Consider the following 14291-nt stretch of genomic DNA (forward strand, 5'->3'; position numbering starts at 1 on the left):
TCCACCAACGATTTTGTCACTCATTCTTGCTTTGTGTGACAGATTTTCGCTCTCCACCAACATTTCTGTCACTCATTCTTGCTTTGCGTGACAGATTTTCTCTCTCCACCAACGATTCTGTCACTCATTCTTGCTTTAACTGACAGAATCTCGCCTTCCACCAGTAATTCTGTCACTCATTCCTGTTTTGAGTGACAAAATTTAGCTTGCCACAAGCAATTCTGTCACGTATTCTCCCGAAAACCCCAAACCATTTATTCCTCATTATAAAACTGCTTCATAATCTTCTGATGTGGCACCGGGAAAGGATACTCTACGATTTCTTCAGGAGAGACCATTTTTAAGTTCTCATCCTCTTTGATTGGAGCTTTTAATACTCCGTCAAATACTTGAATATCCCACTTCAAATGAGAAAAAACATGTTCAATTTTACCGACAGCTTGTCCTAGCTTAACCTCAATTCCGAGCTCCTCCATCATAAGAGCCTCGACATAACTTTTATCAAACATAAAAGGTGAGGTTACTTCGACTGTAGGGAATTCCCACATATTTGCGAGTAATCCACTGCTTGCGCGCTTATGAATGACTGTCTTTTCACTTTCACGAATAACAACGGCCGCTAATTGCACCTGTCTTTGCTTTTTTGCCTTCGTTTTTACAGGGAGTTCATTCTCTACTCCCTCATGGAAAGCATGACAATGCTCGCGTACTGGGCAGAGCAAACATGAAGGCGAAGTTGGTGTACAAATCAATGCCCCTAGCTCCATTAATGCTTGATTGAAATAAGACGGATTTTCATGAGAGATGAGTTCATAAATAGCCGTTTCAAATGTCTTTCTAGTTGAAGGCTTCGCAATGTCTTCCCAAATGGACAAGATACGTGAAATCACCCTCATCACGTTTCCGTCCACAGCTGGCTCGGGAACCCCATAAGCAATTGATAAAATCGCCCCTGCTGTATAAGGACCTACACCCTTCAAAGTTGAAATTTCTTCTTTCGTATCTGGGACTTTACCGCCGTACTTTTCTTTTACTTCCTTCACTGCAGATTGTAAATTTCGTACACGAGAGTAGTATCCTAACCCTTCCCATGCTTTTAAAATCTTTTCTTCCTCTGCATCTGCTAAATCGTTGATGGTCGGGAACTGTTCAATAAACCGGTTAAAATACGGAATAACCGTATCCACTCGCGTTTGTTGAAGCATAATTTCCGAAACCCAAACTTTGTATGGATTTTTATCCTTACGCCACGGTAGATCTCTTTGCTCGTTTGAAAACCATTCGATCAAATCGTGCTGAAAGGCATTTTTGTTAACTAATTTTAGATTTTTTAAGGAATCTGTCATGATTACACCGCCTGCTGTTAAACATATAAATAAACCATGTGAACATTTTTTAACTCTTTCTAAAATATCGATTTAATTCAACATTTACAACCCATTTGCTGATAAAATTAAACCAACATCAGCCTATTCTAAGGAGGTTCTACCTTTTGGACACAGGTACTCACATAGTTATGGGGCTTGCCCTTGCTGGTCTCTCAACATTAGATCCAGAAGTTGCTGCAAATTCAACAACTGCAACAGCTGTCATGATTGGAACCATTGTTGGATCACAAGCTCCGGATATCGATACAGTACTTAAACTTCGAAACAACGCTGTATATATTAGGAATCATCGTGGAATCACCCACTCTATTCCAGCCGTCCTGCTATGGCCAATTGGAATAACAGCAGTGATTTATCCATTTTTTCCTGAAGCAAATTTATTACATCTATGGCTTTGGACCTTTTTAGCTGTATTTCTACACGTTTTCGTCGATATTTTTAATGGATATGGCACGCAAGCGCTGCGTCCTTTTTCTCCAAAATGGGTTGCTCTAGGCATGATCAATACGTTTGATCCGATTATTTTTGGCTTGCATGTCCTTGGATTAATTGTTTGGGGACTAGGCGCACACCCTGGATTCACCTTTTTAGTTGTCTATGCCGTTCTTGTCGCCTACTACATTATCCGCTTTTTTGCACAAAGAAAGGTTGTTCAAGAGGTAAAGACATTAATACCAGACGCAACCGATATCATCATCTCGCCGACGATGAAATTTTCTCAGTGGCGCATTGCGGTCATGAATAAACATCAATTTTTTGTCGGGCGGGCATACAAGAATGATGTGACCATCCTTGACCAATTTAATCGCGTGAAGGTCCCTTCTTCCCCTGTGATTGAGGCTGCGAAAAAAGATAAAAATTTATCTGCCTTCCTATCCTTTTCACCTGTCTATCGCTGGGAAGTTGACGAATACAATGATTATTATGAAGTGAAATTCATTGACTTGCGTTATCGAAGCAAGGACCATTATCCTTTTGTGGCTGTTGTTCAGCTGGACCTAGACTTGAATATTCAATCCTCTTACACAGGCTGGATTTTTAGTGAAGAGAAACTTAGAAAAAAATTAGAGATACTACCAGGATGAAAAAAGCGAGGTGCTCTGCCCTCGCTTTTTATTAAGTCTGTTCTCCTAAAGATAGTTGTTAAAATCCTACTGCCGATTTTAACGTAGAAATATCCATTTGGTGCATCGTAACTAGTTTGCAAGCTCTTTTCTCTTTTGATTTACAACCAATTATTATTGAAAACATAGATAAATTCATTGATTTTTTGCTCTAAAAGCAACAAAGTTTGAGAAAAGAGCCTTTATTAATGTCCCTGGCCATTTTCAAATAAATGCTTGTACTTTGGATTTGTAGCAAAAAATTCGTGAAGTCTTGCCCCATGATTTTCAATCAACTGGCGCACGATTCGTTCTGTCATTTCACTGCCTTTATATTCTCTCCCAGCTTTTGCTCGAGTTGTTTCAAAGTCATCCCATAGCAGTTCGACCCAAGTTTGCGCCTGATGAACAGATAATGAGCTGTTCTTTTCCAGTAATAATTCCACTAGCTTTTGTTGATATTCATTCAAACTTTTTCACCTCTTTTGCCAACTTTTTATCATGATGAATAATGATACTTCAGCCTAATTGGGTTCATACTATGTGTACGTGATAAGCATTGCTCTGCAGTGCCTATCACGTTGGTAATTGATTTGTTAGGGAGGGTCTTGTATTGCGAAATAAAGCAAAGAATTTCCCATATGAAGGAGAAAATAAATTCGAGGGTGAACCTCGAGCAAAAGCGGAGTATGCTTCTAAAAGAGCAAATGGCACGACAAATACTCATCCACAAGAACGGATGAGAGCCTCAACGAACCGAGAATCTGACACATCAGAGCTTTTTGAGTAGAAAAACTACTACGGGAGGCTGGATAAAATGGGAAAAAGTAAAAAATTCTTTGACAACAATCCTTACTCAAGCCCATTTACTTCACCAAATGTTCGTTTGAAGCATGCCCATTCTCAAGTAAACGGGGAAACCAAGGAAACGCAAGACATTATTATTCTCCATAACCAAATCAGAAAAAATTCGTAAATCTTACAACCAGAGCCTTTTTGGGGCTCTGGTTTACTTAAGTGCTTTCAGCATGGAAATCGGTAAAGCTTCCGTCTCTTTGCTCTCTCCTAATCGATATCCCCATGCAAATACACCATTCATATACTCAATCTGAAAATACTTACCTGGGTCTCCGTCGATTTCGTAGATTTCTTTTTTCTTAAAATCCGTTGGGTTTAACAAATAAGACTTGGCCATGATTGCTTTTCGCTCTAATACAGCAAATTCACTTACCATTCCCATTTGCTCTGCTTTACGTGCTTGTTCATGGAGCTTAGCGATCTCTTGCTTCAGCTCATACTCCGTCATTGTACTATAACGTTTCTCTTCCACCTTTGCTCACCCCTTATGATGTTCATAACCTTATTTTACTATATTAATCGTCTTTTTCCTCAGCTAAAAATTGTTCGATTTTCTCAATCGAAAATCCTTTTCGATACAAAGCCTGCTTCATTTTTTGTTCGTATTCATAGCCTTCTAATTGAGCGTACTTCCTATGTGCTTTTTCCCCCTGATATCGTAAAGCTTCCATTTCATCATCTTCGTCTTTTTTGGATTCTGCCATTTCCATGGCAATTGAAATGACCTCAAACGGATAGCCCTTTCTGAGCAAAAACTGCTCAGCCTTTTGCTTCAAGATTCGTTCAGATTCTTTGGCGCTCTTATTCACTGCTTTTTCCCAAAGTCCTTTTGCTTTCTCAATCTGTTTTTCTAAAGAATACTGCTTTAACGCTTTCTCAATGAGTGGTGCGGCAACTCCCTTCTCCTGAAGGTCTTTTCGGACGACGACAATTCCTTTATCGGACGTATTTATTTGTGTTCGGACGTAAGCATTCGCGTATTCTTCATCATCAAGAAATTGATAATCGTATAATTTATGGATCACCTCTTGGATGACAGGTTCTTCAACTTCCTTATCAGCTAAATACTTTCTTACCTCAAACTCCGTTCTCATAACACGTGTTAAATAATGAATCGCTAAATTATAGGATTTTCGGATATCGTCCTGATAATTAATTTCCATTAGGGCGAAGTCATCTAACTCCATGCCTTTTTTCAAGTTGAACTTAATTAATACATCTTCATCGACACTAAAAGCGTATTCCTCACCTTTTCCATGATCTAAGAAGATATTATATCGATCCGTGTTCTTTTTTTGGACGGTGATTTTTGTAATCGTAGCCATATCCTCACCTCCCTATAAATGTACCACATTGTTTGAAAAATCTCCGCTCGAAAACAGGGTTTTCCATGATAAAACGCTAATTACTCTATAGAGGTGATATGCACATGAAAATTGTGATTGCAGGCGGAACCGGCTTTGTAGGAAAAGCCTTAACAAAACGATTAATAGATAAAGGACACAAGGTCATTATTTTAACAAGAAAAGGATCACAAACTGGAGGAAACCCGACTTTCCATCAATGGTTAACAGGGGGTAGCAGTTCCTCTATTCAAGATATTGACGTCATGATTAATTTAGCCGGTGAATCTCTTAGTAGTGGACGTTGGACGACAGCTCGAAAAGAACGGATTCTCTCCAGTCGCATTGAAGCAACAGAAGCAGTGCTTGCCCTCATGAAAAATAATCCTCCAAAGACATTCATTAATGCTAGCGCAATCGGTTATTACGGCACATCCTTAACGGAAACTTTTACAGAAGAATATAAAGCAGCGGGAACAGATTTTTTAGCGACGACCGTCAAAAACTGGGAAGAACTAGCCTTACAGTCCACCACTCGCACGATTTTGTGCCGATTTGGGATTATTTTAGACAAAACAGAGGGAGCTTTGCCAAGAATGGCATTACCATATAAGTTTTTTGCTGGCGGAACCGTTGGGGACGGAAAGCAGTGGATGTCTTGGATACATATTCAAGATGTTGTCGAAGCGATTCTTTTTCTAATGGAGCATGAAGAGATCGTAGGTCCTGTTAATTTCACTGCTCCCAATCCAATCTCGATGAAGGAGTTAGGTCAAGCCATTGGTAAGGCTTTAGAGCGTCCTCATTGGATACCTGCACCCTCACTCGCCCTAAAAATGGCCCTTGGTGAAATGAGTTTGTTAGTTTTAGAAGGACAACGAGTTCTTCCAGAAAAACTGCAACAAGCAGGCTACCGATTTCTTTATGAAAAAATTGACGAAGCATTAGCAAATATTTATCAAGCTTGAGTATCAATCTTTTTTAATAAGGGAAAAATAGGAAGTGTAGTCTTATTAATTTGTGAAGAGAGGATGTTGCGAATGGCTGATAAGAAACGGAAAGATAAGTCCAAAAGTACATTGTCCAGTATGCAGGAAATGAATTATTCACACGAGTTTAAAGTGGCTGACCAAGCTGGAGGGTTCACAAAGAAGAAGGCGAGACATTAATTCATAAATTCCTTGAACATCGTGAAAAATAAGTACGGAAAAACGTAAATGTTTTTTCGTACTTTTCATTTTGAAGGGAGTTTTACGATTGGGACGTGGACAAGGCCGAAAAACAAGAGACAAAAATAAAGCAAGTCTTCCACAAGTGCCAAAAAACATGAAATCAGATGGCCGCGATGTAGAGTTTGACCGTGATTTAGCAGACCATGCTGATTTAGAAGCAATGGCTCGCTCTAATGCAGCAGATAAGCGAGCGAAAAAGAAAAAATAACATGCATTCTAGGTGAATCCGAAGTGGATTCACCTAGTCGCATGTTCAATCATGAGAAGTTCACGAATATCATCCTCTGTTAACGTGGATGCATTGCTTTCCTTTGTATCGATGATTTCTTGAACAAGATTTCGCTTCTTGTCCTGCAGTTCATCCATTTTTTCTTCAACAGTACCCTTGGTAATCATCTTGATGACTCTTACCGTATTCTCCTGCCCCATCCGGTAAGCACGGTCGGCCGCCTGATCCTCTACAGCAGGATTCCACCATAGATCATAAAGGATAACCGTATCCGCTCCAGTTAGATTTAGGCCTGTACCCCCGGCTTTCAAGGAGATGAGGAAAAAACTTTGCTCCCCCTTGTTAAAACGGTCGCATAATCCAACTCGCTCCTCAGCAGGAGTTTGTCCATCAAGATAAAAAAACGTTAACCCTTTTAACGCTAATTGCCGCCCAATCAGTTCGAGCATTTTCGTGAATTGTGAGAAAATCAACACTCTTCTTCCTGCTTGATTGGCTTCATCAACAATTTGCATCAGCTTATTCAACTTCGCTGAGCTTCCTTTGTACCCGTCGACAAACAGAGCGGGATGGCAACAAATTTGTCGCAGTCTCGTTAGGCCTGCTAATATTCTGATTCTGTTTTTTCGAATCGTGTTCTTGTCTAAATGCTTTAATGTGTCATGACGAAGCTTCGCTAAATACGCAGCATAAAGCTTCTTTTGCTCTGGATAGAGTTCCACATACTCTGGCAGTTCCATTTTTTCCGGAAGCTCCTGAAGAACATCTGCTTTGATTCGTCGTAGAAGAAATGGGCTCGTCCTTTTCGCAATTTGTTTTCGTGTCAGCTGACTGTAATTCTTAAGGCCTTGAAACAGCTCTGGAAAAACGACATGATAAATCGACCATAACTCCTCAAGGGAATTTTCTATCGGCGTCCCTGTTAGGGCAAAGCGATGGTTAGCCCTTATTTTCTTAACAGACTTAGCCGTTTGCGTAATCGGATTTTTAAAGGCTTGAGCTTCATCAAAGAACACTGTATGGAATTCCTGGCTCTCGAACCAATGAATATCCTTCCGGAGTAGCGTGTAAGAAATAATCAAGACATCTATTTCATCGATTTCCTTATACACCTTCTGCCTCTCTTTTTTCACGCCATCTACCACAACTGCCCTTGTCTCAGGAGAAAACTTAATGAATTCATGAAGCCAGTTGTAGGTAACAGCGGATGGAGAGACAATCAGGACAGGTCGACTATCCTTTTTTACCTCTGAAAGAACAGATTCAATATAGGCGATACTCTGAACTGTTTTTCCAAGCCCCATGTCATCGGCGAGTATTCCTCCGAATCCATAGCTGGCAAGAGTCTTCAGCCATCGATATCCGTGCTTTTGATAATCCCTCAAAATCGACTCAAAACTTTTTGGCACTTCAAATTGATACGGGTTTGTTATCTCTTCTATAAATTGTCGGAAAGATTCCTCGGGAGAAAACACTTCGCTGTCCATAATCGAATCAAGAAAAGTGATTCCCTTTAGGACAGGCATTTCTAGCCCTTTTTCGATTTCATCATAATCGATCGGAAGTGACCTTAAAAATCGGTCCATTTCTTCAAACTCTTTCGTTTCTAACGTAAGAAGCGAACCGTCACCCAATCGATAATATTTTCGTTTTTCTTCTAAGGCTTGCAGCAAATCCCGAATCTCGTTTTCTGGAATGCCGGTCATTTCAAATTTAAATTCAAGCCAATTGGTCCGTTCTTTTTTCACTTTTACTTTGATATTCGGGTGAGAATTCTCTTTAAAAATCCGATTGCGAATCGCTGTCGTTGCATATACCTGAACAAGCTTCTGTAGCTTTGGCAGGATATGATGCAAGAACTCATACTCAAGATCTTCGTTTTGTAAAAAATATCCTCCATCTGTTTTCGCAAATTCACTCTCGTCCATTAATTGAAGAATTTCATCCTCTTTTCGGTCATCCCTAACAAGCAACGCTCGAGCAAATTCCTTATCATTGGAGACCGGATTAATCATGATGTTTCCATAATGAAATTCTAAGCCAGCAAGCAAACGGTTTTTCACGCGATCTAAATAAAGCTTAGGTATAAGCGGAGTTTGAACGAGCCTTTTTGCTATTTCATCCGCAATTGTTACAACTCCTAGCTTTTTCAAACCAGGCAATACTTTTTCTAGGAAAAAATCCATTTGGTCTTTTGGAATAGGTATTCGATTCCTTCCAGAACTATCGAGCATTTCCTTTAAGCTTAACAGTCTCTTGCAATCGGCATGTTCTAAAGGAATCACGTTCCCACAATAAAGAACACAATCATATGAATCCATGATGACAATCTGCTCAAAGCCCTTGATTGAAAGGTGGTAGCCACTTGATTCAGTTTGAAAATCAAAGTGTAACGGGAGTGTTTCCACCGCTAATTTTGGTCCCTCAAACGCTTCTCCATAATACTCGATTCTTCCGTTGGGTTCTTTTACGAGTAAAGGCACTAGCCTCTTCCATCCGGATGCTGGAATGGCTAATGTGCTTTTATAGGATGAAGGATTCTTTTTATGATTGTTTTGCATGAGTTGATGAAGAATTTCATCCACCGAGCGGTCAAAACAATGGATGCGCGGATCATAGGTGAAGATCGGTGATAACACACTTTGATTCCCATCTCTCACATCCTCCAAGAAACGGCGAATATTGAAGACAGACGTCTCTTCAATCTCAATACTAATACCAAACATTCGCTCACCATTGTCCATTTGCAGCACTTTACAAATAAATCTTGCATTTAGAACTTGCCTATCTTCAAAATGGAGCTGATGCCCACTAGAACGTTTCGGTTGCTCCTGAAAAATCGTTAGCAGTCCTTCTGCTAAGCTTGAGTCCTCAGGCTTGTTAAAAGAGTCTACTCTACTTTGTTGTTTTTCATAAATCGCAATCAAGACTGCCGCGATATGCTGACAATCCTTTTGAAAAGACGCAAGTGTTGGACAACTACAGCTCGTTTGAATTTCACCGTTTTTGTTCGTTTCTATTTTTACATAAAAATCTTCTCCAGCTTTGACGATCGCTTCGGAAGAATGAGGTGTATAGGATTGAAATTGAACTTTATTCCCACGATAAAACGCTTCTCCTCGCTTGAAGGAGATTTCTCCACACATTTCTTTAATAATTTTCGGACTTAATTTGATAGCCAAAATGCAGGACTCCTTCCCGAGGCAATCATATCTATATATTATAGACGATTTGAAGGCAAAACAAGAGGACGAAACCTTTTGGCTCCGCCCTCTTGTTTTAAAATAATGTTAGTTATGTGCTAAAACTTCATTGTCATCGTTTTTGTTTAATTGCTTTTTAAGGAATGGTACTGCAAATCTGTCTACTCCGTAGTAGTAGCTTGCTGTTCCTGCGAATAAGAGAATCATTGCTACTGTGTATAAAATTGGGTTTGTGCTAGTTGTTCCTGCTAACATGAAGTTCAAGTTCATGAATGCACCTGCGATTAACGCTGGGATTGTTGCAACTCCGAGAATAAGTCCAAGTCCTACTAAAACCTCGCCCCATTGTACTAAGAAGCTGAAAATTTCTGCGTTTGGTAATGCTACTCCTTCAAGGAATGCTGCGTACCAGCCTTGTACGGTTGGATGTTCTCCACCTGCTCCAGCAATTGCACCTTTTATAAAGCCACTAGCATCGAATCCTCCGCCAGTTATTTTGCCTAAGCCACCTTCAATCCATTGAATGCCTAACCATACTCTCAATATTGTCCAAGCAACTGCTACTTTTGGGTTTTTCATCCATTTCATGATATATCTCTCCTTTGTGAATTAAATCACATATTATTGTAAAAAATTTTGTTTGATTATTAATTGTTTGCTAAAACGTCATTATTTTCGTTTTTGTTTAATTGCTTTTTAAGGAATGGTACTGCGAATCTGTCTACTCCGTAATAGTAGCTTGCTGTTCCTGCGAATAGTAGAATCATTGCTACTGTGTATAAAATTGGGTTTGTGCTAGTTGTTCCTGCTAACATGAAGTTTAAGTTCATAAACGCACCTGCGATTAACGCTGGGATTGTCGCAACTCCGAGAATAAGTCCAAGTCCTACTAAAACTTCGCCCCATTGTACTAAGAAGCTGAAAATTTCTGCGTTTGGTAATGCTACTCCTTCAAGGAATGCTGCGTACCAGCCTTGTACGGTTGGATGTTCGCCACCTGCTCCAGCAATTGCACCTTTTATAAAGCCACTAGCATCGAATCCTCCGCCAGTTATCTTGCCTAAGCCACCTTCAATCCATTGAATTCCTAACCATACTCTCAATACTGTCCAAGCAACTGCTATTTTAGGGTTATTAAACCATTTCATGATAAATCTCTCCTTTGTGAAATTATTCACATGTCATTGTAAAAAATTTTATTATAAGTTCTTATTTAAGCTGGCCCGCTTATTCTGTGGTAAAGAGAATTAATTTACTTTGTGAAGTTTTTCACTTTCTCTTTACACTTATAATATATACCTTACAAATAGTGAATACAATAGCTGTCACATTTATTTCACAATTTTTCTTTTATAGATGTCAGAATTGTGAACAAAGATACCCACAGGGCTGTGGGTAATGTTAATAACCATTTAAATATCAATGATTTTGTAGGTTTGAACCAACCTCGTTCTCTGTGTATAAAAATTCATTCTTCACTTGTTAATTGTGTGAGTAACTTTAACAAACGTTGTAGCTGTCACATATTTTTGTGGATATCCCTGTGGATAAAACGCAGTTTCCTCTTATACCTCAAGGATTGACTGAATTTTGATCATATATGGTTTTAGTCGATATTCGTTTGCTTTTTTGGAAATGAGTTCATTTATTGCATCTTCCTCTGTTTCCGCTGAAATGAGGCTACGTCCTTCTAATACAGAATCATCCTCCACAACTGCGTACCACGTAATTCGAAAAGTTTTCATCTCTTACCACTCCATCCAAATGAAACGAGATATTTTACTCAATCATACTCTCTTTCCTTCTATTATTAAATGCGTTCCTATCATTTGATAAAAATTAACAATTTTCAGTATACAAAAGGTATGATTTTTGCTTCAATTATAAAAAAGGATTAATTTGGAAGGAGGTTTTCGAATGGAAAAAAACTATGAAACAAGACATATCTATTTTACCATCGCCATTATAATAGCTATACTTTCGCCTATTTTCTATTTTTTTGTTCCACAAACTGTAGGAGATGTTATCCATTATAAAGAAGACACCTGGTATGTATCGACTCCACAAGAGAATTTTACTTCATTTGCCGTAGGTTGCGGTTTTCTCTTCATCGCCTCGATTCTCCTTTTCTTTTTAAATATACGAAAATTATCGATTGCCTTAAGTATCATCTTTTTATGTTTTGGATTGTTTACCTTCTATATTGGTTCTCAGTCATTTGTTTCATTATCCAACGAAAAAATTTCCTATAGCTCTCTGTTCGAATTTAAGAAGCATACCTACCAATGGGAAGACATTGATAGAGTCATTCATTATCGTACAGAAACCGGAAGCTACTCTGAATTTGAATTAGTTTTCAAGGATGGAAATCGTGCAAGATTAGATGACAATGCTTATTTTCGGGAAAAATCCGATAAATTTGGGATGAAATTGGCCGAATATAATTTATTTCCAGAGCTGTCGCTAGTGGATGAACCATAAAAAATAACCTCAAATTGAGGTTATTTTTTATGGTAGGCTACGAAGCACTCTAGCTGCTTCTACCATGTTCTTTAATTTCAAAAATGCAATCTCATCACCGTTCATTGGACGCTGTGCGAATGTACCGAACCCGCAATCAGGATTTAAGTAGATTTTATGATCAGGAAGAAATTTTCGAATAGCCTGGACTCGCTCCACCATCTCTTCGACCGTCTCGACAACATCCGTTCGTGGATTCACGATACCAAAGCCTAATTCCTTGTCACCGAATTCACGAATAACCTCAATTTCTCCGGCACGAGGAGTAGAATATTCAAGAACCAACTGGTCCACGTCTACATTCGCCAGATAAGGAACTAACGGATAGTAAGGCCCGCGCAGAAGAACTTCCTCCTCCTTGCTCCAGTTCCCTCGACAAACATGAACAGCTATTTTTGTGCCACGACCAAGCATCTCTTTCGTTACCTGATTCATTAAATCCAATGCAAACGCTATTTCTTCCTCTGCATCTGCTTTCGCCGTTAGCGCCCCGCACATAAAGGTACGATTCGCGTTCTTCTTAGTAAAAACAACCTCTGTTAAAACTGGTTCATCAAACTGAACGAAATCCACACCTGCAGCGATTAAATCCTCTAGTTCTTCCCGTAACACCTGGACTATATCGACCGCTAGATCTTCCTTCGTTGGATAGGCATCCTTAGATAGACCTTCTACCCACATCGATCTTGTTAATAAATAAGGACCAGGCAACGATACCTTCACTGCTTTATCCGTATGTCTTTTTAAAAATAAATAATCGTTCAATGCAAGTGGTTTTTTACGGCTTATTTTGCCTGTTGCAGCAGGATTCGTCATTGAAAAAGCCGGAACATCAAGCGTTCCTAGTATTTCTTCAAAGCTTGCTTTGTCCTCAATATAATCGAGCAATTCCGAAACAGAGAGCATGCGTACATTGTTTAAATGTTCCGCAACAAAGGAGATATAATTATCTCTTCTTTGTTCACCATCAGAAACGTAATCAATCCCCGCTTCTTCTTGCCATTTGAGGATTCTCAAAATGGACTCATCTGCAATTTTATTAAATTCGGTTTCATATATTCGTCCAGCCTTTTTATCACGCATCGCCTTTTGTACTTCCTTCGTTCTTGGCCAACTTCCTATAACACTCGTTAGAAAATGATTATGACTCACCTTATTTCCTCTCCCAACTAAAAAACAATACTGAGCTTAATATCTATTTCCACAGTCTCTCTCAAGGTTTGGTAAATAGGAGAACGCTTCAGTGTATTGTTCCAAATCTCTTCTAAAAGTCCTTCATCTGCTGGGGATGAGAGATAATAGGTTCCTGAGATTTTACTGATTTTCGGACTGCCCTCATCCTCAAGCTCCATATGATAGAGAACATTATCGATGCTAGCTTTTAATGTTAGCTCACCATTGTCTATTGTCACATTCCGCTTTGAGGCTTGAGCTTTAAATCCAACAATAAGACATGAAGCTAGAGACCCTAGGAAAAAGTCAATCGCACTTGGAGCTTCTACCTTTGCACTAAAATCAGCTGGCTGACCAGCTAATAAGGTATGATTTCGAGCATGAATCTTAGCAGTCAAATTCTCATTCCCTTGTACGCGCACACTCCATTGATACCCTTTGGCTGCTTCTAAATCCTTTATCAAATCGCTCTGAGCTCCGTTCCCCTTTCGGATAAAATAGCAGGTAGTATTATCACCTGGCTCAGAACCTAGAAAACTATGTTTAACCATCCGACACCAAGCCGGTAAGTCTTCTTCTACTGTTTTTTCTCGACTACGAACCTCGAGAATTTCACCTTCAGCAAGTGGGTCCATGCTTTTTTTAATAATTAACAATAAGCCTGACCCACAATCTAAATCTCCACCATCACACACTGCTTGGGACTTGTACATACGCTTCTCCCCTCGCTTAATATGTAATCGAAGCAGCTCCTTGACTTAAGAACTCAACCACTTTTGCTCCGCCAACAATCTTTGCTCCTTCTAGTAAGTCTTCCTCTTCAAATCCACGCTTTTTAAAACACGGACTACATACCCAAAGAATTCCACCAGCTTCTAAAAATTGATCCATTAGCTGCTTTAATGGCGCAAAGCCTTCTTCATGGATATCCTCTGCATAACCCTTTGAAGCAAGATATGCTCCTTCTACATTCAAGAACACGACTGTCTCTTGTCCTGAAGCGACCGCTGCATTTGCCACAACGAAAGCAACTGTTGCTTTATCTGTATCATTTTTCGCATTTGTTACACTTACTAAAAATTTCCCTGACATATTCATTCCTCCAAAATATATTTTTAAACGAGGCTGGGACATAACTAGCTTCAAATAATGAGAAAGGTGAATTTGAGGGTACTCAAATTCACCTTTCTCTATTTTTGTGTGTTAATTTTTCTATTACTTTAGTTAATGGCAGTGAATTTT

The 14291-nt window shown here is 39.3% G+C and carries 18 protein-coding genes; 7 read left to right on the forward strand and 11 right to left on the reverse strand.

Features of this window, described 5'->3' with window-relative positions:
- Positions 1-254: 254 nt before the first annotated feature.
- Entirely contained in the window at positions 255-1346 is a 1092-nt protein-coding gene (gene mutY / locus FAR12_RS21905) for an A/G-specific adenine glycosylase (protein ID WP_126410891.1), read from the reverse strand.
- Positions 1347-1492: 146 nt separating this feature from the next.
- Here mutY and FAR12_RS21910 point away from each other — a divergent pair, with 146 nt between their 5' ends.
- Entirely contained in the window at positions 1493-2473 is a 981-nt protein-coding gene (locus tag FAR12_RS21910; protein ID WP_126410892.1) for a metal-dependent hydrolase, read from the forward strand.
- A 224-nt stretch (positions 2474-2697) separates the two neighbouring features.
- Here FAR12_RS21910 and FAR12_RS21915 read toward each other — a convergent pair whose 3' ends face one another.
- Positions 2698-2961, reverse strand: coding sequence for a YfhJ family protein (locus tag FAR12_RS21915; RefSeq protein ID WP_126410893.1), 264 nt, complete (start codon positions 2959-2961; stop codon positions 2698-2700).
- A gap of 143 nt (positions 2962-3104) precedes the next feature.
- Between FAR12_RS21915 and FAR12_RS21920 the strand changes: the two genes are divergently transcribed.
- Both FAR12_RS21920 and FAR12_RS21925 read left to right on the forward strand, forming a co-directional pair.
- Positions 3105-3281: a small, acid-soluble spore protein K gene (locus FAR12_RS21920; protein ID WP_126410894.1), complete on the forward strand. Its 177-nt coding sequence runs from the start codon at positions 3105-3107 to the stop codon at positions 3279-3281.
- A gap of 27 nt (positions 3282-3308) precedes the next feature.
- Entirely contained in the window at positions 3309-3467 is a 159-nt protein-coding gene (locus FAR12_RS21925) for a YpzG family protein (RefSeq protein ID WP_126410895.1), read from the forward strand.
- A 33-nt stretch (positions 3468-3500) separates the two neighbouring features.
- On the opposite strand, the gene FAR12_RS21930 is transcribed toward FAR12_RS21925, so the two are convergent.
- A complete protein-coding gene (locus tag FAR12_RS21930) occupies positions 3501-3821 on the reverse strand; it encodes a YfhH family protein (protein WP_126410896.1) in 321 nt (106 codons plus the stop codon).
- 43 nt (positions 3822-3864) lie between these two features.
- Entirely contained in the window at positions 3865-4674 is an 810-nt protein-coding gene (gene recX, locus FAR12_RS21935; protein ID WP_126410897.1) for a recombination regulator RecX, read from the reverse strand.
- 104 nt (positions 4675-4778) lie between these two features.
- Here recX and FAR12_RS21940 point away from each other — a divergent pair, with 104 nt between their 5' ends.
- The 3 genes from FAR12_RS21940 to FAR12_RS21950 all read left to right on the forward strand — a co-directional run bounded on the left by FAR12_RS21940 (position 4779) and on the right by FAR12_RS21950 (position 6132).
- The gene (locus FAR12_RS21940; RefSeq protein ID WP_126410898.1) at positions 4779-5660 is read left to right on the forward strand and encodes a TIGR01777 family oxidoreductase; all 882 of its coding nucleotides are present in this window, start codon (positions 4779-4781) and stop codon (positions 5658-5660) included.
- A 72-nt stretch (positions 5661-5732) separates the two neighbouring features.
- Positions 5733-5861: a YfhE family protein gene (locus FAR12_RS21945; protein WP_126410899.1), complete on the forward strand. Its 129-nt coding sequence runs from the start codon at positions 5733-5735 to the stop codon at positions 5859-5861.
- 88 nt (positions 5862-5949) lie between these two features.
- Positions 5950-6132: a YfhD family protein gene (locus tag FAR12_RS21950; protein WP_126410900.1), complete on the forward strand. Its 183-nt coding sequence runs from the start codon at positions 5950-5952 to the stop codon at positions 6130-6132.
- 29 nt (positions 6133-6161) lie between these two features.
- On the opposite strand, the gene FAR12_RS21955 is transcribed toward FAR12_RS21950, so the two are convergent.
- From FAR12_RS21955 to FAR12_RS21970, 4 genes are all read right to left on the reverse strand, one after another.
- A complete protein-coding gene (locus FAR12_RS21955; RefSeq protein WP_126410901.1) occupies positions 6162-9335 on the reverse strand; it encodes a DEAD/DEAH box helicase in 3174 nt (1057 codons plus the stop codon).
- Between the two features lie 108 nt (positions 9336-9443).
- The gene (locus FAR12_RS21960; RefSeq protein WP_126410902.1) at positions 9444-9944 is read right to left on the reverse strand and encodes a DoxX family membrane protein; all 501 of its coding nucleotides are present in this window, start codon (positions 9942-9944) and stop codon (positions 9444-9446) included.
- A 59-nt stretch (positions 9945-10003) separates the two neighbouring features.
- Positions 10004-10504 carry a DoxX family membrane protein gene (locus FAR12_RS21965; protein ID WP_126410903.1) on the reverse strand — a complete coding sequence of 167 codons (501 nt, stop codon included), beginning with the start codon at positions 10502-10504 and terminating at the stop codon, positions 10004-10006.
- Positions 10505-10921: 417 nt separating this feature from the next.
- Entirely contained in the window at positions 10922-11101 is a 180-nt protein-coding gene (locus tag FAR12_RS21970; protein ID WP_126410904.1) for a hypothetical protein, read from the reverse strand.
- 172 nt (positions 11102-11273) lie between these two features.
- Here FAR12_RS21970 and FAR12_RS21975 point away from each other — a divergent pair, with 172 nt between their 5' ends.
- The gene (locus FAR12_RS21975; RefSeq protein WP_126410905.1) at positions 11274-11837 is read left to right on the forward strand and encodes an MFS transporter; all 564 of its coding nucleotides are present in this window, start codon (positions 11274-11276) and stop codon (positions 11835-11837) included.
- Between the two features lie 27 nt (positions 11838-11864).
- Here FAR12_RS21975 and FAR12_RS21980 read toward each other — a convergent pair whose 3' ends face one another.
- The 3 genes from FAR12_RS21980 to FAR12_RS21990 are packed head-to-tail and all read right to left on the reverse strand — an operon-like array spanning position 11865 to position 14141.
- Positions 11865-13028, reverse strand: a complete 1164-nt coding sequence (locus FAR12_RS21980; protein WP_126410906.1) for a cobalamin-independent methionine synthase II family protein — start codon at positions 13026-13028, stop codon at positions 11865-11867.
- Positions 13029-13045: 17 nt separating this feature from the next.
- Positions 13046-13762 carry a sulfurtransferase TusA family protein gene (locus tag FAR12_RS21985; RefSeq protein WP_126410907.1) on the reverse strand — a complete coding sequence of 239 codons (717 nt, stop codon included), beginning with the start codon at positions 13760-13762 and terminating at the stop codon, positions 13046-13048.
- Between the two features lie 16 nt (positions 13763-13778).
- Complete coding sequence (locus tag FAR12_RS21990) at positions 13779-14141, reverse strand: DsrE family protein (RefSeq protein ID WP_126410908.1); 363 nt, start codon at positions 14139-14141, stop codon at positions 13779-13781.
- Positions 14142-14291 lie beyond the last annotated feature (150 nt).

Origin of the sequence: Bacillus yapensis (assembly GCF_005280205.1) — a bacterium.
Taxonomy (GTDB): Bacteria; Bacillota; Bacilli; order Bacillales; family Cytobacillaceae; genus Robertmurraya; species Robertmurraya yapensis.

Bases quoted from the DNA above. Each gene is read 5' to 3' on its own strand.
- mutY (WP_126410891.1), bottom strand. From the start codon at position 1,346: ATGACAGATTCCTTAAAAAATCTAAAATTAGTTAACAAAAATGCCTTT.
- FAR12_RS21925 (WP_126410895.1), top strand. From the start codon at position 3,309: ATGGGAAAAAGTAAAAAATTCTTTGACAACAATCCTTACTCAAGCCCA.
- recX (WP_126410897.1), bottom strand. From the start codon at position 4,674: ATGGCTACGATTACAAAAATCACCGTCCAAAAAAAGAACACGGATCGA.
- FAR12_RS21940 (WP_126410898.1), top strand. From the start codon at position 4,779: ATGAAAATTGTGATTGCAGGCGGAACCGGCTTTGTAGGAAAAGCCTTA.
- FAR12_RS21945 (WP_126410899.1), top strand. From the start codon at position 5,733: ATGGCTGATAAGAAACGGAAAGATAAGTCCAAAAGTACATTGTCCAGT.
- FAR12_RS21960 (WP_126410902.1), bottom strand. From the start codon at position 9,944: ATGAAATGGATGAAAAACCCAAAAGTAGCAGTTGCTTGGACAATATTG.
- FAR12_RS21965 (WP_126410903.1), bottom strand. From the start codon at position 10,504: ATGAAATGGTTTAATAACCCTAAAATAGCAGTTGCTTGGACAGTATTG.
- FAR12_RS21970 (WP_126410904.1), bottom strand. From the start codon at position 11,101: ATGAAAACTTTTCGAATTACGTGGTACGCAGTTGTGGAGGATGATTCT.
- FAR12_RS21975 (WP_126410905.1), top strand. From the start codon at position 11,274: ATGGAAAAAAACTATGAAACAAGACATATCTATTTTACCATCGCCATT.
- FAR12_RS21985 (WP_126410907.1), bottom strand. From the start codon at position 13,762: ATGTACAAGTCCCAAGCAGTGTGTGATGGTGGAGATTTAGATTGTGGG.
- FAR12_RS21990 (WP_126410908.1), bottom strand. From the start codon at position 14,141: ATGTCAGGGAAATTTTTAGTAAGTGTAACAAATGCGAAAAATGATACA.